The sequence below is a fragment of the Haloarcula salinisoli genome, assembly GCF_019599405.1.
Lineage (GTDB): Archaea > Halobacteriota > Halobacteria > Halobacteriales > Haloarculaceae > Haloarcula > Haloarcula salinisoli.
On the sequence record NZ_RKLQ01000006.1, the window covers coordinates 86955 to 110541 of the forward strand.

At 62.7% G+C, this 23587-nt stretch carries 27 protein-coding genes; 15 read left to right on the plus strand and 12 right to left on the minus strand.

Annotated features, from left to right (window positions below; translation table 11 throughout):
- Window positions 1-6: 6 nt before the first annotated feature.
- The 4 genes from EGD98_RS19720 to EGD98_RS19735 all read left to right on the plus strand — a co-directional run bounded on the left by EGD98_RS19720 (window position 7) and on the right by EGD98_RS19735 (window position 5077).
- Complete coding sequence (locus tag EGD98_RS19720; RefSeq protein ID WP_328763387.1) at window positions 7-975, plus strand: alkaline phosphatase family protein; 969 nt, start codon at window positions 7-9, stop codon at window positions 973-975.
- Between the two features lie 275 nt (window positions 976-1250).
- Window positions 1251-1628, plus strand: coding sequence for a hypothetical protein (locus EGD98_RS19725; protein WP_220590071.1), 378 nt, complete (start codon window positions 1251-1253; stop codon window positions 1626-1628).
- Window positions 1629-2350: 722 nt separating this feature from the next.
- Window positions 2351-3538, plus strand: coding sequence for an orc1/cdc6 family replication initiation protein (locus EGD98_RS19730; protein WP_220590072.1), 1188 nt, complete (start codon window positions 2351-2353; stop codon window positions 3536-3538).
- Between the two features lie 795 nt (window positions 3539-4333).
- Window positions 4334-5077: a GNAT family N-acetyltransferase gene (locus EGD98_RS19735; protein ID WP_220590073.1), complete on the plus strand. Its 744-nt coding sequence runs from the start codon at window positions 4334-4336 to the stop codon at window positions 5075-5077.
- Between the two features lie 71 nt (window positions 5078-5148).
- Here the strand turns inward: EGD98_RS19735 and EGD98_RS19740 are convergent, their stop codons facing one another.
- Window positions 5149-5793 carry a CBS domain-containing protein gene (locus EGD98_RS19740; protein ID WP_220590074.1) on the minus strand — a complete coding sequence of 215 codons (645 nt, stop codon included), beginning with the start codon at window positions 5791-5793 and terminating at the stop codon, window positions 5149-5151.
- A gap of 575 nt (window positions 5794-6368) precedes the next feature.
- Here EGD98_RS19740 and EGD98_RS19745 point away from each other — a divergent pair.
- From EGD98_RS19745 to EGD98_RS19755, 3 genes are all read left to right on the plus strand, one after another.
- On the plus strand, window positions 6369-6971 hold the full coding sequence (locus EGD98_RS19745) for a hypothetical protein (RefSeq protein ID WP_220590075.1): 603 nt from the start codon (window positions 6369-6371) through the stop codon (window positions 6969-6971).
- Window positions 6972-7183: 212 nt separating this feature from the next.
- A complete protein-coding gene (dps, locus tag EGD98_RS19750) occupies window positions 7184-7822 on the plus strand; it encodes a DNA starvation/stationary phase protection protein Dps (protein ID WP_220590076.1) in 639 nt (212 codons plus the stop codon).
- Window positions 7823-7935: 113 nt separating this feature from the next.
- Window positions 7936-8274 carry a DUF7130 family rubredoxin-like protein gene (locus tag EGD98_RS19755; protein WP_236039680.1) on the plus strand — a complete coding sequence of 113 codons (339 nt, stop codon included), beginning with the start codon at window positions 7936-7938 and terminating at the stop codon, window positions 8272-8274.
- A 162-nt stretch (window positions 8275-8436) separates the two neighbouring features.
- Here the strand turns inward: EGD98_RS19755 and EGD98_RS19760 are convergent, their stop codons facing one another.
- Both EGD98_RS19760 and EGD98_RS19765 read right to left on the minus strand, forming a co-directional pair.
- Window positions 8437-8787, minus strand: coding sequence for a hypothetical protein (locus tag EGD98_RS19760; RefSeq protein ID WP_220590077.1), 351 nt, complete (start codon window positions 8785-8787; stop codon window positions 8437-8439).
- Between the two features lie 114 nt (window positions 8788-8901).
- Window positions 8902-9090, minus strand: coding sequence for a hypothetical protein (locus EGD98_RS19765; RefSeq protein WP_220590078.1), 189 nt, complete (start codon window positions 9088-9090; stop codon window positions 8902-8904).
- Here EGD98_RS19765 and EGD98_RS19770 point away from each other — a divergent pair, their 5' ends adjacent.
- On the plus strand, window positions 9091-9945 hold the full coding sequence (locus EGD98_RS19770; RefSeq protein ID WP_220590079.1) for a hypothetical protein: 855 nt from the start codon (window positions 9091-9093) through the stop codon (window positions 9943-9945).
- 455 nt (window positions 9946-10400) lie between these two features.
- Here EGD98_RS19770 and EGD98_RS19775 read toward each other — a convergent pair whose 3' ends face one another.
- The gene (locus EGD98_RS19775) at window positions 10401-10748 is read right to left on the minus strand and encodes a HalOD1 output domain-containing protein (protein WP_220590080.1); all 348 of its coding nucleotides are present in this window, start codon (window positions 10746-10748) and stop codon (window positions 10401-10403) included.
- Between the two features lie 205 nt (window positions 10749-10953).
- Window positions 10954-12306, minus strand: coding sequence for a hypothetical protein (locus tag EGD98_RS20925; RefSeq protein ID WP_236039681.1), 1353 nt, complete (start codon window positions 12304-12306; stop codon window positions 10954-10956).
- An 84-nt stretch (window positions 12307-12390) separates the two neighbouring features.
- Here EGD98_RS20925 and EGD98_RS19785 point away from each other — a divergent pair, with 84 nt between their 5' ends.
- Window positions 12391-12723: a hypothetical protein gene (locus EGD98_RS19785; RefSeq protein ID WP_220590081.1), complete on the plus strand. Its 333-nt coding sequence runs from the start codon at window positions 12391-12393 to the stop codon at window positions 12721-12723.
- A gap of 189 nt (window positions 12724-12912) precedes the next feature.
- On the opposite strand, the gene EGD98_RS19790 is transcribed toward EGD98_RS19785, so the two are convergent.
- Both EGD98_RS19790 and EGD98_RS19795 read right to left on the minus strand, forming a co-directional pair.
- The gene (locus EGD98_RS19790) at window positions 12913-14235 is read right to left on the minus strand and encodes a cation:proton antiporter (protein ID WP_220590082.1); all 1323 of its coding nucleotides are present in this window, start codon (window positions 14233-14235) and stop codon (window positions 12913-12915) included.
- Window positions 14236-14292: 57 nt separating this feature from the next.
- Window positions 14293-14526 carry a hypothetical protein gene (locus EGD98_RS19795; protein ID WP_220590083.1) on the minus strand — a complete coding sequence of 78 codons (234 nt, stop codon included), beginning with the start codon at window positions 14524-14526 and terminating at the stop codon, window positions 14293-14295.
- Window positions 14527-14679: 153 nt separating this feature from the next.
- Here EGD98_RS19795 and EGD98_RS19800 point away from each other — a divergent pair, with 153 nt between their 5' ends.
- From EGD98_RS19800 to EGD98_RS19810, 3 genes are all read left to right on the plus strand, one after another.
- Window positions 14680-16230 carry an FAD-dependent oxidoreductase gene (locus tag EGD98_RS19800; protein WP_220590084.1) on the plus strand — a complete coding sequence of 517 codons (1551 nt, stop codon included), beginning with the start codon at window positions 14680-14682 and terminating at the stop codon, window positions 16228-16230.
- Window positions 16231-16511: 281 nt separating this feature from the next.
- Window positions 16512-16742, plus strand: a complete 231-nt coding sequence (locus EGD98_RS19805; protein WP_220590085.1) for a hypothetical protein — start codon at window positions 16512-16514, stop codon at window positions 16740-16742.
- A 78-nt stretch (window positions 16743-16820) separates the two neighbouring features.
- Complete coding sequence (locus EGD98_RS19810; RefSeq protein WP_220590086.1) at window positions 16821-17360, plus strand: hypothetical protein; 540 nt, start codon at window positions 16821-16823, stop codon at window positions 17358-17360.
- 257 nt (window positions 17361-17617) lie between these two features.
- Here EGD98_RS19810 and EGD98_RS19815 read toward each other — a convergent pair whose 3' ends face one another.
- Together EGD98_RS19815 and EGD98_RS19820 are read right to left on the minus strand one after the other, a co-directional pair.
- Window positions 17618-18094, minus strand: coding sequence for a four-helix bundle copper-binding protein (locus tag EGD98_RS19815; RefSeq protein ID WP_220590087.1), 477 nt, complete (start codon window positions 18092-18094; stop codon window positions 17618-17620).
- 191 nt (window positions 18095-18285) lie between these two features.
- Window positions 18286-20238, minus strand: a complete 1953-nt coding sequence (locus EGD98_RS19820) for a GAF domain-containing protein (RefSeq protein ID WP_220590088.1) — start codon at window positions 20236-20238, stop codon at window positions 18286-18288.
- A gap of 218 nt (window positions 20239-20456) precedes the next feature.
- On the opposite strand from EGD98_RS19820, the gene EGD98_RS19825 reads away from it, so the two are divergent.
- The gene (locus EGD98_RS19825; RefSeq protein ID WP_220590089.1) at window positions 20457-20783 is read left to right on the plus strand and encodes a DUF7344 domain-containing protein; all 327 of its coding nucleotides are present in this window, start codon (window positions 20457-20459) and stop codon (window positions 20781-20783) included.
- Between the two features lie 59 nt (window positions 20784-20842).
- Here the strand turns inward: EGD98_RS19825 and EGD98_RS19830 are convergent, their stop codons facing one another.
- Window positions 20843-21637, minus strand: coding sequence for a mechanosensitive ion channel family protein (locus EGD98_RS19830; protein ID WP_220590090.1), 795 nt, complete (start codon window positions 21635-21637; stop codon window positions 20843-20845).
- Window positions 21638-21727: 90 nt separating this feature from the next.
- Window positions 21728-21991 (minus strand): DUF6684 family protein, encoded by a 264-nt coding sequence (locus EGD98_RS19835; protein ID WP_220590091.1) that lies wholly within the window; start codon window positions 21989-21991, stop codon window positions 21728-21730.
- Between the two features lie 89 nt (window positions 21992-22080).
- Between EGD98_RS19835 and EGD98_RS19840 the strand changes: the two genes are divergently transcribed.
- Window positions 22081-22221 carry a hypothetical protein gene (locus EGD98_RS19840; protein ID WP_220590092.1) on the plus strand — a complete coding sequence of 47 codons (141 nt, stop codon included), beginning with the start codon at window positions 22081-22083 and terminating at the stop codon, window positions 22219-22221.
- Window positions 22222-22246: 25 nt separating this feature from the next.
- Here EGD98_RS19840 and EGD98_RS19845 read toward each other — a convergent pair whose 3' ends face one another.
- Window positions 22247-22615 carry a DUF5789 family protein gene (locus EGD98_RS19845; protein ID WP_220590093.1) on the minus strand — a complete coding sequence of 123 codons (369 nt, stop codon included), beginning with the start codon at window positions 22613-22615 and terminating at the stop codon, window positions 22247-22249.
- Window positions 22616-22924: 309 nt separating this feature from the next.
- Here EGD98_RS19845 and rdfA point away from each other — a divergent pair, with 309 nt between their 5' ends.
- Complete coding sequence (rdfA, locus tag EGD98_RS19850; protein WP_220590094.1) at window positions 22925-23548, plus strand: rod-determining factor RdfA; 624 nt, start codon at window positions 22925-22927, stop codon at window positions 23546-23548.
- Window positions 23549-23587 lie beyond the last annotated feature (39 nt).

Below are 23587 nucleotides of genomic sequence, written 5' to 3' on the forward strand. Positions count from 1 at the left end.
GTCACTGTGAACCGTCCGACTCAAAGAGGAGGCAGAAAGACACCGCAGGGACCGATAAAATGGGCGAATATGTACTCAATTAACCAACTCTGGACCGGCGTGAAAAATCCGGAGCTGGCACTCTCGAAACTCAACGGCACAATCAATCACTGGCGAGTCGGGTCGGAGTACTACCCCAGGGGGGTCGACGTGTTCGAGGAGGACTGGGACAATCTAGTTATTCTGGATGCTTGCCGGTACGATTTCTTCGACGAGCAGGTGTGGTTCGAGGGAACGACGGAAAAGCGACTCTCGCGAGGGTCGACGAGCCGGGAATTCATTCGCGGAAATTTCACCGACAGAACCGCCAAAGATACGGTCTACGTCTCCGCCAATCCGTGGTATCTGAGATTACACGACACCATCGGCGGTGAAGTTCACGACTACATGAACCTCCATAGCGACGAGAAACGCGATGCTGTTGGCGGGCTTACGACGAGACCGGAGACGGTGACGAAACATGCCCTGGAAGCCAACGAGGCGTATCCGAACAAACGGATTATTTTCCACTATCTCCAACCGCACCAGCCGTATCTGACCGACTTCGGTCGCGAGATTGTTGATTATCAGCGGGATATGATGTTGTCGATAAAGCAGAGCGATGCCGACAGGGCAGAAATCGTCAAAGCGTATCGCGAGAACCTCGACCTCGTCCTCGACGAAGTTGATACGCTCATCGAGTCACTCACCGGGAAGACAGTCATCACAGCCGATCACGGCGAGCTGTTGGGTGAGCGTGAACGGCCAATTCCCGTTCGGCGGTTCGGACATCCGGGAGGAGTCTACGTCGACGAGCTGCTCGAGGTCCCGTGGCACGTGATTGACACCGGTGAACGAAAAGAGATAGTCGCAGAAGAGCCTGTCGAGCGGTCAGTGAGCGAGAGCGATCAAGAAGCGGTCGAACAGCAGTTGGCTGACCTTGGATACCGCGTGTAGTTTACAATCCAGCAGTCCACGCCGTCCGACTGTCACCTCCAGTCAGCCGAGGACATCGGGAAGCATCGGTCGTCTTCACGTTCACTGGACCGGTGACAGTGTGGCACCACCGTCGGGAGCTGCAGTGACGAACTGGGGAGCGTATCGCTATGGTCGGTATGAAGCCCTCGAGTGGATGATACGTATCTGAAGAGCGATGGAGGAAAATCTGAAACGACTAAGAATATCACCCAGACACGAGCAGGTTCGAGCGAAAGCGTGGTAGTTTCAGTCCAATGATTGATACGACACAGATACAGATAGCTGCCGTCGTGTTCCCGATTATCGTTCTTATTACGAACTTCGCTATCAACTCCGTAACGGACGAGGACGACAGACGCTATCGGATTTTCGTCGGTGGTATGGGAATACTGGGGCTGCTCACAGCGATGATCGCAGCCATGCTCCTGTTTATCGGCGGGTTTCTCGAACTGCAGTTCGTAGTCGCCTACCGCTTTCTGGTGGTATCGGTGGTAGTGATATTCTTCCTCTCACTGGGAATCATGGTCCACGAGCTGTCGCGAGGTCTCGACGCAGACGCCGACAGGGTGTACGTCTTCGTCGGAATCGGCGTGTTCGTCAGCCTCTCGGTCGTTCTCCTTCGCGTGCTGTAATAGCTGACGAGAGTGACTAGTGTGAAGGAGGGAACGCTGGCCCGGATGAAACTATTAACCAACAAGGCCCGGTCTTACGAGGCAATTGTTGGTTAAGAGTGTGTCCGCCCAGCATTCCGATCTGCTGGGACGAGACTGGTCCTCGAAATATCAGGGAATAGAGAAGAGGCATGATTTGTGAGGGGACACACCCACCCCACTGGTTCCGCTGTTAGCGGAGAGAAGACGGCACCACCCCCATGGGAGGGGGTGGTTTGTCATCCAGTGAAGAACGGTATACGGATTTGGTTAGCAAGCCATATACTTAAACTTATTTGCTAGCGCTATAACTTAACTTTTCAGTATCCTTAGAACAGTGTAACAGCGTACAGATACCGCTTACAGCTACTACTCTCCGCGAACAGCTACTATACACTGCTAGCAGCGTTTAGACAGCATACTAGACGAGGACTCAGCTGTTATGAAGCTACAGCACGGGTGGTGGTTACAGCTCACTAGTTCCCCATCGAGTCAGTCCGGAATTTAGAGTCCCCCCTTCTCCCTCATCGCTAACAGCGGAACCAGTGGGGTGGGTGTCTTCCGCAACTACATCCAGATTTGACGTATCTGACGCTAACAGCGGAACCGGTGGAGTGGAGAGTATATAAATAATCGGGAACAGCGGAAGCAGCGGAAGCAAAGGAACCAAAGGTTAAGTCCCTCCCGCTCCCACACCGACTCGAATGAGTGACCTCTCGTTTACGCCGACGTCGTCGATATTCGAGAAGCGTGAGGCGCTGCTGGAGGAGTGGACGCCCGAGGAACTCGTGGGACGTGACAACGAACTCCAGCGGTATCACGCCGCATTGCAACCGGTGATCAACAACGAGAGTCCTTCCAACATCTTCCTCTATGGCAAGAGCGGCGTCGGAAAGACAGCCGCGACCCGGTATCTCCTCAACGCGCTCAAACGAGACGCCGCGGACGTTCCGGAACTCGACCTCCACACCATCGAGATAAACTGTGACGGGCTCAACTCGAGCTACCAGGCTGCAGTTGCGCTGGTCAACGAACTTCGTGACCCAGCAAAACAGATCTCGAACACCGGCTATCCCCAGGCGTCGGTGTACCAGTTTCTCTTCGAGGAACTCAACGACGCTGGCGGCACAGTGCTCATCGTCCTAGACGAAGTCGACCACATCCAGGATGACTCGCTCCTGTACAAGCTCCCACGGGCCCGTTCGAACGGCGACGTGACAGAGGCGAAACTCGGCGTCATCGGCATCTCTAATGACCTCGATTTCCGGAACCAACTCTCCTCGAAAGTCCGCTCCAGCCTCTGTGAGAAAGAGGTCTCCTTCTCTGCCTACGACGCTCAGGAACTCCAGCTCGTCCTCCAGCAGCGTGATTCGGTGGCGTTCAAAGATGGGGTCCTCGACGACGGTGTCGTCCAGATGTGTGCTGCATACGGCGCCAAGGACTCGGGGGACGCCCGGCAAGCCCTCGACCTCCTGCTCGAAGCAGGTGACCTCGCGCGGGAGTACAACGACGACCTCGTCACCGAGGCCCACGTTCGCGAGGCTCGGCAGCGCCTCCAGACTGATCAGGTCGTCGAAGGCATCAGGAACTACTCCGACCACGGCCAGCTCGTCCTGTACGCGTTGACGTTGCTGGCCGAGCGTGACGAAACGCCGGCCCGGACGAAGGACATCCTGGCGGCCTACCAGCAGGTGGCAAACGAGAACGGGATGGATCCGGTCTCTCTGCGTTCTGTTCGGGACTATCTCGGCGAACTGGACCAGCTGGGTATCATCTCCTCGACGGAGTTCAACCGCGGCAAAGGCGGCGGCAAGTACAAAGAACACGAGTTAGAGCAGTCGGTTTCGTCCGTGAAGACAGGACTGTCCGAGATTCTCGACGCGACGCCCTGACCCCACCGCTTCCGCTGTTACTCGTGCTGGTTGTCGCCTGCCAGTCCCAGATGGCCAGGTACCACTCAAACACCATTGGTTCCGCTGTTAGCGACGCCCGTGTAACTGTTTTCACTCCAGGGGGTCTGTGAGCAACGTACAAAAGAAACGCTGGCAGCCCCCGGGACAACGAACGGTACACGTGCTAACTATCTACAAGAGTAATACTCGCTTTCGCGAGCGTTGTGGCCGGTAAGCTATTTCATCCGATGGCACCACACCACCAGTTCCGCTGTTAGCGCTCCTGTCGGAACGTACCCCACCGCTTCCGCTGTTAGCGCTGTGCAGGCCAGTCACAACTACTCGCCCAGTTCCGAACCTCAGCTTCCGCTGTTACGACCTGTCTACCCCACCGCTTCCGCTGTTAGCACTGGTGGATACCCCCACTGCTTCCGCTGTTAGAGGAACGTTCGAAACTCCAACGCCGTCGCCGTTTGGTCTGTCTCGTCTCCCTCCCGATACCAATCGCGCTGGGACACCATCAGTTCCGCTGTTAGTCGATTGGGGGTCAGGGTACCCCACCGGTTCCGCTGTTAGCGGGCCAGCAGGTCCCTTCGCCGCAGTTGGATGGTCTCAGTGAACAATCTTACACTGGTGATTCCCGGCCTGGTTCGTCGCCCGTACGGGCCCGGTCGGTGAGGACCTCGATAAGCAGTGTTAACCAACATTCCGGAGACTGTGGAGGAACGTTGGTTAAAGAACGAGCCAACTGAATCCAGGAGGGGCTCTTTTCCACGCGGAGTGTCAACGTGGTGTATGGAAATCCGCGAGGCGACGCCGGCAGACAGCGACCGCATCGGGCGTATCGCCGAGAGTTCGTTCAACTCGTCGTTCGCGCTCAGCCCGGAGGAGATTGCAACGCTCGTCGAGGAGCAGTTCTCAGAATCGGCCCTGGAGGAGCGACTGTCGGATTCGGACGGCTGGTTCCTGGCAGCGCAAGCGGAGCTCGATGGCGAGACTATTCTGGGCGGGTTTCTGGACGGGACAGCAGCTGGACGCATCCGCTGGCTCCACGTCGACCCGGAGGCTCGCGGGCAAGGCATCGCGACGGCGCTGGTCGAACACCTCCGAGCGGAGCACGGGGACCGCCCACTCGCCTGGGAGGTCCTCGACGACGCCGTCGAGGGCGTCGGCTTTTGCGAGCAGTTCGGACTCACCGAACAGGGGCGGGATTCACTCGAAATCGGCGGACACGAGTACGGTGTGACCCTCTATGCCGAGGACGAACGGGCCGAGGAATCAAACGAGCCAGCGGTCCCGATTCCGGCGTCGGTAAGCGTCGAGGGCGAGGACCGCCCGCTCGACCGCGACGACCCGATTCCCGGCCGGGAGGCCCCGTTCTTTCGGACCTTCGTGTCGGGAGACCGCGAGTCGGCGTACGGCTACGTCTGTTCGCAGTGTGGAAGCACCAACGTGACTGCTGATGGGCTCGACCGGCTGGAGTGTGGCGACTGTGGCAACGTCCACCTGGCCGACGAGTGGGACGGTGCGTACCTCTGATGCGGTGAGTCCCACAACTGCCGTCCAGAAGTCCAATGCCTGGGGCTTTCGAGCGCCGCCGGCTCGGTGCGCTACAGGCGCGGCGACTGAGACTGGACGGTGTCGGAGACCTCGCTGACGACGCCGCCAAGTAGGACCAGCGCGTCGTCGAGGGTGACGATACCACGGAGCGCGCCGTTGTCGTCGACGATCGGGAGCCGCCGGATTCCCTCGTCGCTCATGACCTGGATAGCATCGAAGATGTTCATCGATGGGTCGGCCGTGAACACGTCGCCGTGGAGCAGCTCCTCGGCCGTCCGCTGGGCGATGTCGGGCGTCTCCTCCAGCGCGAGGGCGACCTTCCGGTCGGTGATGATACCAATCGGGCGGTCATCTTCGACGACGACGACAGAGCCGACGTCGTTCTCGGCCATCTTTGCAACGACCGTTCGAACTGGCGTGTCTCGCTCCGCGGTGACGACGTCGTCGGTGATGATTTCGTTGACTCGGATGGGTTTCAGCAGCGGTCGCTGGGGGCCGCGCCCCTGGGGCTGACGTTGTGGCTGGGCCCCGGACGGCTGTCCGACCTGTGGCTGCCCGCCGGCGGCCCCCTGTGTGGGCTGTGCAGCCTGCATCTGCTGCTGTCCCATCGCCTGGGGCGGCTGTTGCTGGGACTGCTGGGGCGGCTGTGGTTGCTGGGCGAACTGTTGTGGCGGGGAGGCCCGCCCCTGCTGCATCGACTGTGGTTGGGGCTGTCCCTGTTGTGATGTCTGTCCTTGCTGGGCCCTCTGTGGTGTGGGTTGGCCCTGTCCCGTCGACGATGGTTGGGCCTGTTGCATCGACTGCGGTTGGCCCCGTCCTTGCTGGGCTGTCTGACCTTGCTGCGGTGTTGCTTGACCCTGTTGCATCGACTGGGGTGTTCCCTGTCCCTGTGCCGGCTGCTGGTATTGCTGTAGCGGCTGCTGGCCGGTCGGCTGGTACGGTGTCGACTGTTCTCTCTCACGGTCATCTGCCGGTGTGTAATCGTGGTTTGGTGTCATAGTGATGTCTGCGCCCCGCTGCTAACTGCCAGCTGAACAGTTCACTCCAGTGTCAAATAAACCTTGTCGAGAGTCGGCTTCCGACGTCGCTCTTACCGAGAGCCAGTCCATATCAGTCCGATAACCCTTCGACCATACTTTACCGTCAGCGGCCCGTACTAGCTCGAAAAGGCAGTCCTACTCCCGGTAGCCGGGTGAAAACAGACGAATCGTCGAGCGATTTTATGTAATTCCGCCGGAAGCTACGACCACAGGACCGGCGGGAGGACAGTATGACATCTGACGACACTGACACAGGAGAGGGGAACGACGCTAACGCTGAGCGGACGGGGTCCAGTGAGCAAGAGTCGAGCGGCCCGCTGCGAGACCCGGAAACTGGAGAGTTCCTCTCGAAAGACGAACGACCGGACGAGGAATCGGAACCGACGACTGAAATGCGAGAAACGGAACCCGAATCAATGGACGACGAGCACGACCAGGAGTCCGAATCGATGGACGAAGCACACGGATCGGACAGCGAACCACGCACAGGGGAAGTGGAAGACGAGGAAGTGGAAGACGAACCACAGATTGAGAGCACGGACGAGGCCGAACCGACAGATGCGTCAGAGAGCGAGCGGGAGACAGCGGATTCTGAAGCCACACCGGGTATGCAAGCGACTGGGGCGTCGGCGAAGACGTCGGCAGCCGGCCCAGAGCAAGATCACGAACTGTCGACAGCCGGTAGTGCCGCCACCGCTCAGCAGTCGTCGCCAGGGACCGTCTTCGTCCCGAACCCGAACGGGTATCCGCGACTGCCAGCGACGTACCTGCCGACACTTCCGTGGCTCCGGCTCCCGTCCCGGGCCCCAGCATACGAAACGGTCTCGGTGTAACGGTCACGTCCTGCCGCCGGATTTTGGCCAGGGTGACACTGACAGCGACTCCCGGCACCGCAGCGCGGCCGAACGTAACAGGTAACCCACTGTGAAATAACGCTATCGAGGACGGAAATCCGACGGTCAGGGAGATGTCACTCGCCGAACCTATGTGACAATACACTAACCTTTTACAGGGGTGCGCTCGTACTCCGGAACGAAGAGCCAGTATGAGCCAGTCCCAACAGTCCATCCAGCAACAGCCGTCGACAGCGTCCAGGCCCACCGGCGCCGGGCAGTCACAGCCACCCAGCACGATGGGCGGCCAGCAGTTCCCAGTCCGGAGTAACCTCCCGGACGAGGTCCGGGCGACCAGCATCGACCTCCTGAATCAGACGCTGGCCGACCTCTCGGCGGTAACCATGCAGCTGAAACACGCCCACTGGAACGTGAAGGGAATCGAGTTCTACCAGCTCCACGAGCTGTTCGAGGACCTCTACGAGGACTTCGAGCCACATATCGACGCTGTCGCAGAGCGGGCCAGCGCCCTGGGGGGTCGGCCGATTGGTACTGCCGGCGCCGTCGCCCAGCAGACGACTATTCCCCCGTTGTCACACGACCGCGTCGACGGCCAATCGATGCTCCGGGAGGTCGCCGACAGACTGGCAGTCCTCGATGCCAACCTCTACCAGCATATCGAGACCGCCAATCAGCAGGGGGACCTCGACACTGCCGACCTCCTCAACGAGGTGTCCCGTGACGTGACCAAAGCCCAGTGGTTCGTCGAATCACATCTCCAGGTGCCACAGTCACAGGGTGGCCAACAGCGGGGTGCGCCACAGCAGGGTGCTCCCGCCCAGCAGCGGTAACAACTACTCGTGGGTGGCTGCCGGCGGTCGCCACCCAGCCTTCTGACCGACTCGTCCCCGAACCAAAATTGTCAAACAAACAGAGTTTTGGCGGCCCGGCCCGAATCAGGGGTATGACTGGACGAGGCGAGCAACCCGAGCACGAAGCGGATGCGAAAGCGACCGAGAAGGCGACGGCGCTGTCGTTCGGCCAGGTCCTGTACGACGATGCGGGCCAGCCCGTCGGGAGCGTCCGAGGAATGGAGGCCGGCGGCATCTTTCTGACGACCCGGGACGGCGTCGAGTCGTTCAGTGTCGAGCACGTTCGCTCGGGCCACTCCTTCGGTCAGGCGGAGCTCATGTGGCGCTGTCTCGACTGCGGCGAGATGGGCGATATCGGCGATAGCCTCCCGGAGGCGTGCCCGAACTGCGGCGTCGAGCGGGAACAACTGATGTACTGGACGGAGGACTGAACGGCCAGCTTCGCTGTTTTTGTCGAACTAGAGAGTCCGAGTAATCGATTACCGGTGGCCGAGGATAGAGACCTTCACCACCCAATAGTCGACAACACCACACCGCCGTCCCGCTGGTCGCTGGACGGCGGAGCAAACGAGCGCCAGTCAGTCGAGTCCGGTTCAGCGGCCGTGCTGACCGGGGCCGCGGGGTGGTTGTTGCATCTGCTGTTGCTGTGCGAGTCCGCCTCCCTGCTGTGGCGGCGCTCCCTGTGGCGGCCCGCCGGCGCGACCCTGCTCTGGGGCGCCGGTGGGCTGGGGGGCCTGCTGGACCATCTCGTCGGGGAGGACGAAGTGAAGTTCTGTGATGGGAACGAAGCCGTCGGCCTTTCGCTCCTCCTCTTCTTCTTCCTCTTCTTCCTCGCCGCCTTCAGCCGCTTGCTCCATTGCCCCCTGGAAGAACAGGACGCCGGAGTCGGTGGCCTGGAAGTCCTCACACTGTATCGTGGTTCCGTCTTTACAGATGATTTGCACGGTGAAACACCATCTACATTTTCATATGGCTGACAGATAAGTACTACCGAGCTAGTCCCGGTATCACCCGATTACTTCCGGACGGGACGGCGATACCGGGGAACGGGACCGTCCTCAGGCCTCGTCGACGGGGGCCTCTTCGCTGTCCGGCTCCTCCTCCTCGGAAACGTCACTCTTGATCGCTATCTGGCGTCGGGACTGCTGGGGCTCGTGATACGGAGCCGGCTGGGCCTGCTGTGCCGGCGGCTGCTGAATCTGCTGACCCGGGGGCTGCTGAGACTGTTGCGTCGGTGGCTCCTGCATTTGCTGACCTGGGGGCTGCTGAGACTGTTGCGTCGGTGGCTCCTGCATCTGCTGACCCGGGGGCTGCTGAGACTGTTGCGTCGGTGGCTCCTGCATCTGCTGACCCGGGGGCTGCTGAGACTGTTGCGTCGGTGGCTCCTGCATCTGCTGACCCGGGGGCTGCTGGGGCGGCTGTCCCGGCGGCTGCTGGGACTGTTGCGTCGGTGGCTGCTGGGGCGGCTGTCCCGGCGGCTGCTGGGACTGCTGTGTCGGTGGCTGCTGTGGCGGCTGTCCCGGCGGCTGCTGGGATTGTTGCGTCGGAGGCTGCTGGGGCGGCTGTCCCGGCGGCTGCTGGGACTGCTGTGTTGGTGGCTGCTGGGGCGGCTGCTGGGACTGCTGTGTCGGTGGCTGTTGGGGCGGCTGTCCCGGCGGTTGCTGGCCCTGCTGTGTCGGCGGTTGCTGGCCCTGCTGTGTCGGTGGCTGCTGGCCCTGCTGTGTCGGAGGCTGCTGGGGCGGTTGCTGGCCCTGCTGTGTCGGAGGCTGCTGGGACTGCTGTCCCGGTGGCTGTTGTATCGGCGCCTGCGACTGCGGGCCAGCGGGTGGCTGCTGGCCGGCCGCTCCCTGCTGGCCCTGGACGCTGTTTCCGGGCGGGAACTGCTGTTGCCCCACCTGGAGCTGTTGTTGCCCGATGTCGCCGGCCTGCTGGAGTCCCTGCTCAGTCATCTGGGTGGCCTGCTCGATGCCCTGCTCGGTCATCTGGGCAGCGTTTTCGGCGGCACTGTCGACCGTCTGGAAATACGTGTCCAGGGCCTCCCGTGTGAGCTCGGTGCTGCGGTTACCGAGCCAGCTGCTCATCTCCAGCCCGTTGAGGAATAGCTTCCCGGCGCTCTTCTGGAACTCGATGGACTGTTTCAGCGGGATTTCGACGGCCTGGTCCATGGCCTCCTGGCCGATCTCGAGGGCGTTTTGCTGCATCTCGATTGCGTTGCTCATCAGCTGATTTGTCTGTTGCATATCGGATTGACTCATAGTGTATTGTGAGGCGTAGTCGACGCTCGCTGTGCACACAGGTCGGGCCGCGCCCGAGGGCGGATCGAGACCGTGGCCGTCCGTGGTTCACCGGCCAGTACCCGGCGACGCGCTACACCTCGGTAGTGTGCATCGGGGAGGATGGCGGTGGCAGTAATAAACCGAAGACACTGTTCAGGCAGTAAGCGTCAATCCCCACCACGATGGCAGCGCAGATACTGAGGTTCGGGCCATATACTTCTGACATTGCTATCGCTGACGGTCACCAGGTGAGTTGACGGAAGAATCCCCTTACGGCCGTCTCACCGGGTCGGTCGGGTGGGCTGCTGTGGCGGCACGATAGCTATCTGCCCGTCGCTGTAGACGGTCACCGTGTGATTCCAGACAGTGAACGTGAGGTTTCCGTTGAAACGCCGCTCGGCGTCCGCTGCGGGTTTGAATAGGGCATCGAGCGCGTCGGGGTCGATGTAGTCATACAGTGTAAAGCCCGTATCGGTGACGTCGACGCCGCTGATGTCCGATAGCGCGTGAGCGAGCGTCGTCGTGAGTTCCGCAGGTCCGTCGAAATCGTGTTTGATGTAGTACGTCCCTGAATTTTGGACCGTGTGCTGCTGGGGAGTTTGTTTCGCGTGTGCCTCGTTACGATACATTGGTTGTGACACTCTCACATTGCCTTCGGGGTAATAAAAGCTTTCCCCTCAGCTTACCCCTTTGTTCCGGGCAAAAAACGCAAGACAACGGCCGAACCGATTCGGCCAAGACGGCGTCACTACGACCGCTCCGTCACGGGTAATACAGACCTATGCCGATTTGAACCGGTAAACGCCGGGGTCCACCTGGCTCACAGTCGCATCCTTACTCGGACTCGGGGCCCATTCGTAGGACGACCTGGTCGTCTTCGACGCGTTCGATGTGGTCGGTGTCCAGCAGGTAGCTGTCCTCGTCGTCGTGGTCGCTCCATCCCAGCACCGTCCTGATGCGGTCGGTTATCGACGGGTGTGGGTTGACGTGCATCTGCCCGTTATCGACGTCGACGACCATCCCGACCTCCTCGCCGTCGGGATTGACGACCGTCTTCCCCTCGTCTTCCTCCTGTGGCGTGACCCTGACAGCTTCGTCAGCTGCCGTCGGTTCGGCCATCTCGTCGTCCTCGGTCACCGAACCGCCAGCTGCCGGTTCCCCGGCAGCTGGTTCTGTGTCGGTCTCTGCCGCGGCGACGGTCGCCGCGAGGTCGACGTCGTACTCGTCCTGTTCGACGATTTCGCTACCGACGACGGTGTGGGAGATGGCGTCGGTGCTGACTGTCTCGGCATCGGAGACCTCTCCGAGTATCCGCTTGTCGACCCGCATCTCCTCGTCGATGGTCTGGCGCCGCAGCAGGTTCGTCTCGATGACGTCGTCCTCACGGAACTGGCTCTCGACGCGGCCGTGTTCGACTGCCTGGGCTGCCGTCTCCGGTGACTCGACGAGTTCACCTTTCAGTACAGTTTCCGTGACGCCATCGATGTCGACCGTGTCACGCATCGTATCGCTCTCGACGGTCTCTGTCTCCTCGACGTCGGTCTCGACAACCTGGCTCTCGATGGTGATGCGCTCGACGACGTCCCGGGTGACCTCCCACAGCTCGTCGACGTCTATCTCCACCTCGTATGGGTCGGACAGATTCGTCCCCGGCTGGAACCACGACAGGTCTGTGGTCGACTCGTCCGGCGGCTCGGCCCGTGTCACAGAGCACTGTTCCACGTCTGTCGACAGCAGGGCCACGTCGACGATGTCGCTCTGGATAATCTCGCGACCCGCAATTTCGCTCTGGACGGTCGCCTCCTCGACGACGACGTGCTCGACGACGCGCCGTTCGGTTATCTCGCTCTCGACGGTCTCGCCCTCCATCAGCGCCTCCTCGACGGCCTCGCTCTCGACAGTGGCGCGGCCGATGACCTCCGAGCGGTCGACCACGTCGATGTCTGTCGTCGAGTCACCGCCCCGAACAACGATCAATCCCTGGTCTCGGAGCTCGCGTTCGAACTCCGTCCAGTCCATCTCCTCGTGGTCCGTGTGCATCTCGTCCTCGGGCACGACATCCAGCCGGGGGTCTTCCCCGCCTTCCCGACGGACCGGCACCAGTTTCTGTGTCCCAGCCCACGATTGAATCGTCTCCGCGTCTGCGGATACCTGACTCTCAGAGTGTGTGTTGCTATCTCGTGACATCGAAACACTCTTCGGTCTTCTGACGTTTAAGCCCCCGGACACATTCTCTCGGTAATAGGCGTATTAACGACGTTGGAGCCCGATATGGACGGTCTTACTGAGAGTCGGACTCCCAGTCGAGTGTCGGAACTGGTCGATGTTGTCTCGCGCGACCGAGAGCTTCCGCTGGACGACACTGTCGGCGTGGTCGCCGAGTTTCACGAGCTGGTGTTCCAGCTGTTTGAGGCGGTCGCCCTCCCGAATATCATCGTCGAGGGTCTCCTCGCCGCGAGTCCGGAACGCGCATGGACGATGAACTGGCACTGCTCGTGGACGGTCGGGTCGTCGGGCCGCTCGCTGGCTGTCTGGACCGCATCGCGGGCGATAGCGAGCCGTGATGCCATCCGAACTGTAGGCGGTCCGGACGGAAACAGATGAGGGTCCACCCCCGGACTGGAGGTATGTGGGTGGAGCCCTGCCCGGGAGAATCCTGATTCGGGAAATTAACACCAACATTATTGTGAAGCGCAGCGAGCTTCCGATTCACTCGGTGGGTCGGAGGAACGTCTCGCGTGTGTCCGGAGAGCGACGACACGGGGGCCAGCGCAGAGTGGTGGGCCCTGCCTCTCAGTCGTCGTCCGCTGTCGCCCCATCCCCGGTCTCGTCGTCCGGCACTTCCCGCATCTCGTCGAGCGTGTTCACCACCAGTGCGGCGGAGATACCGTGCACCAGGAGTGAGGCGAGGACGATAAAACCCAGGAGCGCCCACAGTTCCTCCGCGGCCACGATGAGTTCGTACTCCCTGAGCGACGCCGAATTGAGCGCGTAAGCGAGGTAAAAAAACGACCCGATACCCCTGATCCCGAACGCTGCGATGACGGCTCGCTCGGCGAACAACTGGTCGGTCCCGACACTCGCGAGCAGGCCCGCGATAGGCCTGACAACGAGGAGTATCACGAGCCCGACGGCCACGTAGGCCGGCGTCAGCGGCGCGAGCAACCCCTGTACCAGCACGCCGCCGAATAACACGAGCACGGTCGCCATCAGCAATCGCTCCACCAGCACTGCGAAGTCGTGGAGCTTCTCGTAGTAGGCGTGCTCCCACTCGTAATGTCGCAGTGTCAGGGCGGCGACGAACACCGCGATGAACCCGTAGCCGGCGACCAGTTCCGTGGCCGCGTACGCGAACAGGGTCGCGGCCAGCGCCTCCGCGCCCTCCATCACGCGGGAGAGCTGGCTGCTCGATGGCCGACCGAAGATGAACCGCGCGATGAGGTAGCCGACCACGGCCCCGCCGATGATACCGACGCCGATCTTGTAGATGACGTAGAACCCGATCCACTCGACCAGCCACCCGCTCCGCGAGAGGTCCAGACTCTCGCCGGCCATCAGGATAGCAAGGTACGTAAAGGGGAAGGCGAGTCCGTCGTTCAACCCCGCTTCGGAGGTGAGCGCGAACCGAATCTCACCCTCCTGGTCTGTGGGGTCTATCTCTTCGTCGACGCTGGAGGCTGGCGGCGTGGCTTCGACCGAGGACGCAAGCACCGGGTCAGTGGGTGAGACCACGGCCCCCAGCAGGACCGCGACCGGGAGGCTGAGGCCGAGGACGCCCCACCCGAGCACGCTGACGGCGAGGATAGTCAGCGGCATGGTGAGGGCGAGCAACCGCCAGGTCGGCGACCAGCCCTGCCAGTCGAAGGGTCGGTCGAGCTTCAGCCCGGCTCCCATCAGCGAGATGATGATGACGAACTCCGTCAGCCGCCTTGTCGCGTTCGGCTGCGAGACCGGGTCTGGGACTGTGACGCCGGTCGGCAGCGCGAAGACGAGCGCTCCGAGACCGACGTAGAGCAGGGGGAACGACATCGGTTTGTCCGCCAGCACTCGCGGTAACACGACGGCACCCAGTATCGCGATACTCGTCACCAAGAGCGCGATCTCGTAGGCCGCCATGGCTAGAGTACCGCGCCCCGTCGGAAGGTAGTTGTGCCGCTGTGAGGCGATTGTGGGTTACGATTCAGGTTCAACCCCACCGTGGCGCAACTGGCCCTCCTCGCTTCCGGAGTCCGACCCGGGCTCTGCCTCCCAGCTCTCCGGGTCGATGTCCAGGTCTGTCTCCACGACGCCCCGGTCGGTCCCGGAGCCGATGGTGAAGGGCCCGGCGGCGAGTGTTCGCAGCGTGCTGGGCGCCGCCCACCCGAACTCGCCCGCCTCGCTCGTCTGTGTCACTAGCAGGTCGCTCATCGTGTCCCGCCATTCGTCGAGTGGGCGTGAGAACCCACTGCCAGCAGTTGCAAGGGCCGCTGCGGGCAGAGCTGCCGAGACAGCCAGCGCCCCTGCCGTTGCCAGCAGCAGCTTGAATCCACGCCGGCGCGTCTACTCGCTGCTTCTCACACCATGGACGACTCCCTCTCGCCTCCCGACCTACCCGAAGGGAGGCACGAATCCGTCTGGTTCCCGACGTCGGACCGGACCGACTACGACCCGCTCGACGGCGACCGTTCTGTCGATACCGCCGTCGTTGGCGGCGGTATCGCGGGTATCACGACCGCCGCCAAACTCGATGCGGCCGGCCAGACCGTCGCCATCCTGGAGCGGGACCGCATCCTCGACGGCACGACCGGACACACGACGGCGAAGGTCACGTCCCTCCACGGCCTCGTCTACGACACACTCATCGAGAATTTCGGCGCCGAGAACGCCCGGCAGTACGCCGCGGCCAACCAGGCGGCCGTCGACGACATCGCCGCAACGGTCGACCGCCGGGATATCGACTGTGGCTTCGGTCGGGCACCGGCCTACACCTACGCGAAAAGCGACGAGGATCGCTCCAAGGTACGGTCGGAGGTCAACGCCGCCCGGCGACTCGGCCTCCCGGCGTCGTACGTCGAGGAGACCGAGCTGCCCTACGAGGTCGACTCGGCGGTGCGGTTCGACGAGCAGGCGTATTTCCATCCGCGCCAGTACCTGCTGGAACTCGCCAGCGACGTCGCGGCGGGTGACGGCGCCGTCTTCGAGGAGACGACCGTCGAAGGCGTCGAGGACGGCACGCCCTGTCGCGTCGAGACCGACCGCGGGACCGTCAGGGCCGACGACGTCGTCGTCGCCTCCCACTTTCCCGTCGCGGACGACGCGCTGTACTTCTCGCGGCTCCGCCCGAAACGCTCGTACGTGGTCGCGGCCCGCCTCGATGGGGAGCCTCCCGACGGCCTCTACTACCACGCCGGCGAGCCCTACTTCTCGGTGCGGCCCCACGCCACGAACGACGCACTGGTCCTGCTGGGCGGACAGAACCACCGCACCGGACACGGGGACAGCACCGAAGAGCGCTACCGGCGTCTCGAACAGCAGGTCCGCGAGCGCTTCGACGTGGCGTCCATCGCGTACCGCTGGGCGACCCAGGACTACGTCTCGGTGGACCAGGTTCCGTTCGTCGGGAAAGCGGCGCCACAGGTCTCGAACGTCTACGTGGCCACCGGGTTCGGCGGCTGGGGGATGACAAACGGGACGGCCGCAGGGCGGCTGCTGGCCGACGAGATTCTGGGCCGACCGTCGGCCACACGCGACGTTTTCGACCCCAACCGGTTCAAGCCCCTCGCCTCGAAGTCCGAGCTTCTCTCCCACAACACCGAGACGGTGAGACACTACATCGAGGACTATCTGGGGAGCCAGCCGTCCCTCGATACCGTCGACCTCGACCCTGGCGATGCCGGCGTCTACGAGGTCGACGACGACCCGCTCGCGGTGTATCGCGACGACGACGGCGAGATTCACGCCCGCTCGGCCGTCTGTCCACACAAGGGCTGTCTCGTTGCCTGGAACGACGGCGAGCGGTCCTGGGACTGCCCGTGTCACGGGTCCCGCTTCGGGGTCGACGGCGAGGTACTCGATACACCGGCCGTTCACGGCCTCGACGACGTCTCGCTCCAGGACGGCCCCGATTCCTGACTGCGGCAGCCGGAGTCGCAGTGTATCCCTGACCGATAGCACGCAAAAAGTGCGGGCACGTCACCCGCCCCTCGCAGGCTCCGCGTGGAATCGAGGCGGCCCTCGCTGTCGGCTACGTCCCGTCCGCCCACCGGTACCCACATGGCGAGGGCGGCCGGGTCGATGGGTCGAAAGTGAACCGCTCAGTACTGCTCGGACTGCTCAGACTGCTGCTCCTGAGGTCGCTGCTGGAGCTGGAGTGCGCCCTGCTGCTGCTGGGGCTGCTGGGTCGGTGACTGCTGTTGGCCGAACTGCTGTCCTGGCTGCTGGCTTTGCTGCTGGGGCTGCTGCTGGTACTGCTGACTCTGTGGCTGCTGCTGGAACTGCTGGGAGGGGAGCTGACTCTGTGGCTGCTGTTGGCGTCCCTGCTGGGGCTGTTGCTGGAGCTGCTGGGATGGCTGTTGTTGTCCGAACTGCTGGGAGGGTTGTTGGCCAGTCTGTTGCTGGGGCTGCTGGCCCTGGGGTTGCCTTGAGGACTGCTGGCCCATCTGCTGGGACGGCTGTCGGCTCTGTGACTGCTGCTGCCCTGGCTGCTGGCTCGGTGACTGCTGTTGCCCGAACTGCTGTCTCTGCTGCTGGGGCTGCTGTTGGTGCTGGCTCTGGGGCTGCTGGCTCTGTGGTTGCTGTTGACTCTGCTGTTGCTGGGGCTGCTGCTGCTGGAACTGCTGTGTGGGGAGCTGACTCTGTGGCTGCTGTTGACGACCCTGCTGGGGCTGGCGCTGCTGTTGTCCCAGCTGCTGGGAGGGCTGCTGACTCTGTTGTTGCTGGGGCTGACGCTGTGGCTGTTGGGACTTCTGACCGAACTGTCCGCTCTGCCCGCCAAAGAGGGAGCTCTCTCCGAAACTGTGCTCCCCTGTGAGACCGTGACTCTGCTGACCGTACTGCGGTGTGTTCTGCTGACCCTGCTGTTGCTGCCCTTGCTGCTGATTTTCTTGATATGTCATGGTTCAATGGGTGGGTGCGGCGTTGACGACCCGACGGGGCCGTCCCGAGTAACCCGATTGCCTCGCCGGATTGTGCGACGCTGTGAGAGGGGCCGGTCCCGTCGACGTCTCGCCGCTGCTCCCGTCAGAGGGATTGACCGGCCCTGATAAACCCGTTGCGACAGTTCAGGTGCGTATACGGCCACTACCGGCTGCAAGAAGGCGCTACTCGGCGGTTTTCGGTTTTACAGATTTCGTCTCTCTGCTCGGCGTTTGCCCATCCCTCGGCACCGGCCGTTCTGGGTCCGTTCTCGACCACGGTGACGACCAGCGGCCGACTGCGTGGGCGTGGCCTTCTGGAAAAAAATCGGACGTTCCCGGAGTAGTGTTGGCGGTGTCTGGACACTCCGCGACCGTACGGGAGCTTACTGCGAGAACTGTTGGGTCTGCCCGCCGCCGAACTGCTGGCCCTGGCTACCCTGCCCGGAGAGCTGACGGGCGAACTGGGCCGACTGTGGCAACACGGCGGCACACTCCTGACAGTGTGAGTGCTGGTGCTTTCCACACTCCTGTGCACAGGCCTGTGCGGCACGCTCGAAAGTCTGGACGAGCTCCGATGTGAACCGAGAGGAGCGGGGTCCGAGTGCGAGGACAGTCTCGCCGATCTCTACGACGTCCTCACACAGCTTGATGCACTCTGTCATGTTCGGGTCCGCCTCCTCGATGCACTTGTCGGCACACCAGCCACACACCTCGACGGCCTGTGCGACCGCGCCGAGGCTCTGTCTGTACTGCTGTGGGAGCCGTCCGGCGTCCTGTTGCTGGGCGCCGCCCTGCTGTTGCTGGTGGTGCTGTGGCTGCTGGGCTGTCTGACCGCTGGGGTACTGTGATTCCTGAGACATCGCAGACGCCAGTTGACTGAAGGACTGAATATAAACAGCCGATTGTTCATGGTTCTACCGTGGTGTTACCGTCGATAGCCCCAGAGTGTCGGGTTACAGGGGCACTATAGTAATACACAGGTTCGATGACGGCCGACCCGTCCCGTCGCTTGCTTGTGAATCTGACTCTCCAGTAATCAGCACCGCTCCGGTTACAGGAGGGCGGGGACCAGTGCGTCGAAAACGTGTTTCTCCGCCTTGCGGAGATGCTGATGGAAGGTGGGGGGAGCGATGTCCAGCGAGTCGGCCACGTCCTCGCCGGAGACCGTCCGGGGCCACTCGAAGAACCCCGCGCGGTAGGCCGCCCGGAGGACTGCCGACTGACGGTCGGTTAGCTCGTCACTGATATCGAGGGCGGACGACGGCGCCTGTACCGCTTCCCGAGTGGTCTGGCGCCGGGTCAGCATCTCCGCGGTGGGGTACACCGCCTGGACTGTGTCGATGACGCTGCGGACCCCCCCGCCGGGTGGGAGTTGCAGCGTCATGTGGTAGTTCCCCTCGTCGATACCGGCTTCGACGACCCCGCCGCCCGCGTTCGCGAGGGCAGAGAGCACTGGCGGGTCCCGGAGCCGCGCCTCGAAACTCGTCACGTCGTCGCTCTCCCAGTCGTGTATCTCGACGCCCTCCCAGTACTCCATCCGGTCGACGATGGTCTCCAGCAGGTCGGCGCCGTCCCTGGTCACCGACCCATAGACCAGATATTTGCCGTCGCTCACCGGAATCGTCTCGTCGAACGTCACCGTGCCACTGACGTCGTCGATGTCGAGCATGGCGCCCATATCCCCGACGTGAAAACCCAGTTCGGTCACCGAGTCGGACATCAGCGCGCGCTTGCGCTCGACGGCCGCGATGGCGTGGCCGACGATTTCGCCCAGCTGCGTAATGACGGTGCGTTCACGGCCGCTGATTCCCTCTGGTCGGTCGGCGTAGACGTTCAGAACACCGTAGACGGTCCCTTCGTGGGAGATGGGGATTGCGGCCGAGGACTGGTAGCCATAGGCCCGGGCGCGGTCACGCCACGGTTCGTACGTCGGGTCAGCCCGGATGTTGTGGCAGGTCTGTGTCTCGCCCGTCCGAAGCGCCCGGCCCGTCGGCCCGTCACTGGATCGGTCGTTCGGGTCGACAGAGATGGTGATATCGTCGAGGTAGTTCTCGACGCTGGCTTCGGCCCGCATCCGGACCGTCTGTGACCGGTGGTCGACGTCGCCGATCCAGGCGAACTCGTAGGAGTCGGTCGCGGCCAGGTGCTCACAGACGACCGACTCGATCTCGCTCCGGGTGGACTGGTCGATGACCGCGTCAGTCGTCACGCGGACGACCTCCTGGAGATTGGTCAGCGCGACGAGTCGCGCTCGCTGGCTGACCAGTCGCTCCTCGTCGGCTCGCCGGGTTATCGCCGAAGCGAGGATGTTCGCCACTGACTGGACGAATTTCACGTCGTGTGTGTCGAACACTTTCGGGCCGGTGTCGTGCGTGCCGAGGATACCCCACGGCTCGTCGGTGGTGCCGATGATGACGCTGATGCCGCTGCGTACGTCGTGGTTGGTCAGCAGATCGGGACCGCTGAACCGCCGCTCGGTTTGCAGGTCCTCGACGACGATGGGCTCGTCCGTGGCCAGGGTGTGGGCCGCCTGCGAGTCGTCGTCTGTCGCCGACACCGTGGCCGTGCCGACGATGCCGTCCCGCCAGCCCACGCCGGCGCGCAACAGCAGTTCCTCGCCGTCCTCGTCCAGGTCCAGGACCTTGCAGTAGTCCGTATCGAGCGTCTCGGCGACGCCGTCACAGGCCAGCTCCAGGACCGACTCGATGTCGCGGTCCGCCAGCGCGTACTGGCCCAGTTCCGTTACGATTTCCTGCTGCCGGACGCGCCGTTCGAGGTCGCCCGTCGTCCCGCTGTCACGCCACCAGATACGTGCTTTTGCCCCCACCTTCTTGGTCTGGAGGAGCCCCTGGTCGGACAGCTGACTGAGCCGCTCGTAGGTCGTACGCCGGGATACCGAGAGCTCGCCTGCGACTTCGCTCGTCGTCAGCGGCGCACCCGTGCGGGCCCGGTCGAACACTGTCAGCGTTTCCTGTAGCTGGGGGGACACCCCCTGGAAATTCATACCGGTTGTCACGTACGCCAGGGTGATGAACGTTCCGTTGTCGGGGACTGTCCAGCACGGCTGCAGCGGTTCGGATTTCGGCATTTGGCCCCGACTGCTAGACGGGACCGCGACCGACGACGACGCCGTGGGCCGCGACCGGACCTATCCGATTAGGCCGAGTACATTACTCCATACTGCCACTTGAGAGAGGTATCGGACGGCCCGAGAGCGAACCCATGAACCTAGAAACTGTCCCAGACATCGACGAAACGACTCAGCACCGACTGCTCGCCGACGAGCAGCGACGATTCGTCATCACGTCGCTCCAGACGGCCCGTAGTGGTGTTGATATGACGCTCGACGAAATCACAGCCCATCTGGAACGGGCGGCCGAGCGGACCAGGAGCGAGCACATCGGTAGCCGCCGGGACCTCCGCTGCCGTCTCCATCACGTGCATCTGCCGATGCTGGCAGATGCCGGGCTCCTCGACTACGACGCCGAAAAGAAGCGCGTCCGCCTCGGAGCGCCGTGGGCGGTCACCGCGTCCGCCGAGGCGCCCTGAGGTTCGCCCCTGTCCGTCTGGCACTGCCGACGGAACTGAGAGGGTGACCCCGATGGTTCTCAGTCGTCGACGTCGGTGCCGCCGTCGGACTGGACGTCCGAGGTACCGTGTCGCTCACTCGACGAGCGACCGCCGTCAGCCTCTTGTCGCTGCGGATTCGGGGTCGCCTCCGAGACGTTGCCCATCCACTGGTTGATGTTGTTCGAGACGTAGGTGTGGGCGCCCCAGCCGAAGGCGATGCCCGCGCCGAGTGCGATGGCCGCGGCCAGTCCCCAGGCCAGCGCCCTGGCGAACAGGTAGAGGATGCCGACGTCTATCCCCATGGTGTCCAGACCGATGACGATGGCCGTGAAGTACAGGAACATCCGGGTCCCCGTCGCGAACCACGACGTGTACTCCGTCTGTGTTGCCGCGCGGGTTCGCGTGATAGCGTCGCCGATGAAGTCGGCGACCACGAACCCACCGATGATGACCGCCAGGCCGGCGATGAAGGCCGGGATGTACGAGACGACGGTCTGTATCCAGGCCGAGAGTGTCGCGATGGCGAGGACGTTCGCGGCCGCGAGGATGGCGATTGCGTAGACGAACCACTTGGTGATAGCGCCAAACGTTTTCGAGACAGCGTCCTCGGAGCCGCCCATCAGGCGGCCAAGCGGTGTCTCTAACACCATGCGGTCGAGTTCGATGCGGTCAGTGAGTCCCTTCACGGCCTTGGCTGCCGCGATGCCGACGACCCAGCCGATGAGCAGGACGACGATCGCCGCTGCCAACCGCGGTAAGAAGGCGACTATCTGTGCGACGGTCTGTTCCAGGAACTCGGGTATCTGCAACTGAAGCGATTGTATCAGTGACATTATTTGCTACACTCCGTATTGTAGCGCAGGCGGCTAAAGGGGCGAGATTGCGACTGCAAGCAGCTGCCCGCATCCAGGAGTTTCAGCCGGTCAGCTTCCCTGTTCAGCGCTCGCGATAGCTCGCGCGGAGACGTACGTCAGCAGGGCCAGCAGGACAAAGGGGAACACGGTCAGGAAGTGCATGAGTACGAACATCCCTGGGTCCCACTCCCAGGGTCGGAACAGGGTAAACAGCACGACGAAAAACAGCAAAATTCCCATCGGGATGAGGTTCACCGTCACGTCGAGGAGGGTATCGAGGTTGGCCCAGTCCTGCTGGTCGCCGGCCGCTGTCCGGACGGGTTCGTCAGCCATACTCGAGCTACGCACCGGCCACCGAAAAGCATTGTCTATACAACATATCACTGGCAAATGCTTTTCGGGCGGCCGGTCGATTCCTCAGTATGGAGGTCCCCCCACTGGCGAGCACCGAAGGCGCATACTGGTATCTCATCGCACTAATTCTCCTGTTGGCGCTCGCCTCGACGCTCTACATCGTGGGCGTTATGGTCGGCTCGCTCCCGGACCCATCGGGCCTCTTCTAGCTGGTTCCCGGCGGCCTCTCGTGGGTCACAGCGACTGGTCGCTCTCTGACTCCCCCTCCTCTGTCTCGTCCTGTAGAGACTCGCCGCGGTCGCTGTAATCCGTCCGACCGACGGCCCGGTCCCCGACCATGTTGAGGACGGCCTGCTGGATCTCGTCGGGAGATTCGTACTCGATGGTGTCTTGCTCGTCGGCCACTTCACGCTCGGCGAGGACGCTCGAAAGCGTCTCCTCGCCCTCGGCCAGGTCGAGTTCCTCGTCGCCGTACTCCGCTATGAGTTGCTCCTGTGTCGTCGGATAGTCGTGGTTCTCGAGGGCCGTCATCAGCCCACCGAACTCGACGCCCTGTTGGCGCGATTCGCTCCCGGATTCCTCGTCAGAACTGTCGTTCGACATACACCACCTTCCGCCACCAGCCACAAGGATGTTGCGCTGTTGACACGACTGACAGGAAAATGTAACACTGATACTGCTGTTATTCTGCTGGTTGCACTCGGTTCCTGGCTTCTCACACTGGGAGGCCGTCCGACACCCCTGGAGTACCATTTCACGCCCCTCAGTTCGGGTAAGACGTTCCTACCGGCGATAAGCCCCGATATCTCGACCATCTGGGGTCGGCACAACCCTTAAATAGGCATTACTGACAATCTATTGGTGTGAAACGCAGTCGAATCGCACACGACCAGGCCACCGCTGTCACCCGGTATGACTGACGGCAATCGGATGGCTGTCACCGGGGAGGCGAGCTGTGCGTGCAAGATCGGTCGAACGGCCGAGACGTACGGGATTGACGATATCGACGGACTGCTTCGCGACCGGCGGGCAGAGGGCGCGAGTCTCCGCCGTCTGGAGACCGTCGTGAACGAGGCCGTCCTTCGGGCGGCCCTCGAAGAAACTGGCACCCACGTGCCAGGGGATGTCACAGATATCTACCGGACCCTGACCGACGGGGAGACGAGCGCGGGCGTGCGGACGGAGACACGGGCGTGGTTATCACGGGTCGGTGTCGACCCAGACGACCTCGAGGGCGACTTCGTCTCCTATCAGACCGTTCGCACCCATCTCCGGGAGTGTCTCGACGTCGACACCACCCGTGAGAGCACACTGTCAGTCGACGACGCAGTGGGGACCATCGAGTGGGCACGCTCCCGGAGCGAAGGTATCGTTCGCCGGACCGTCGAACGACTCGACGAAACTGATGGGTTCCACACCGGCACCGTGGACGTGACACACGTCGTCCGGGTCTCCTGTGGGGACTGTGGGGCCAGCTATCCAGTCGAGCGGTTTCTCGACCGGGGCGGGTGCGACTGTGGCGGCGCTGACCAGTGAGGCGACCAACAACGAGTTATGTGCTCGGTTTGAGGAGCT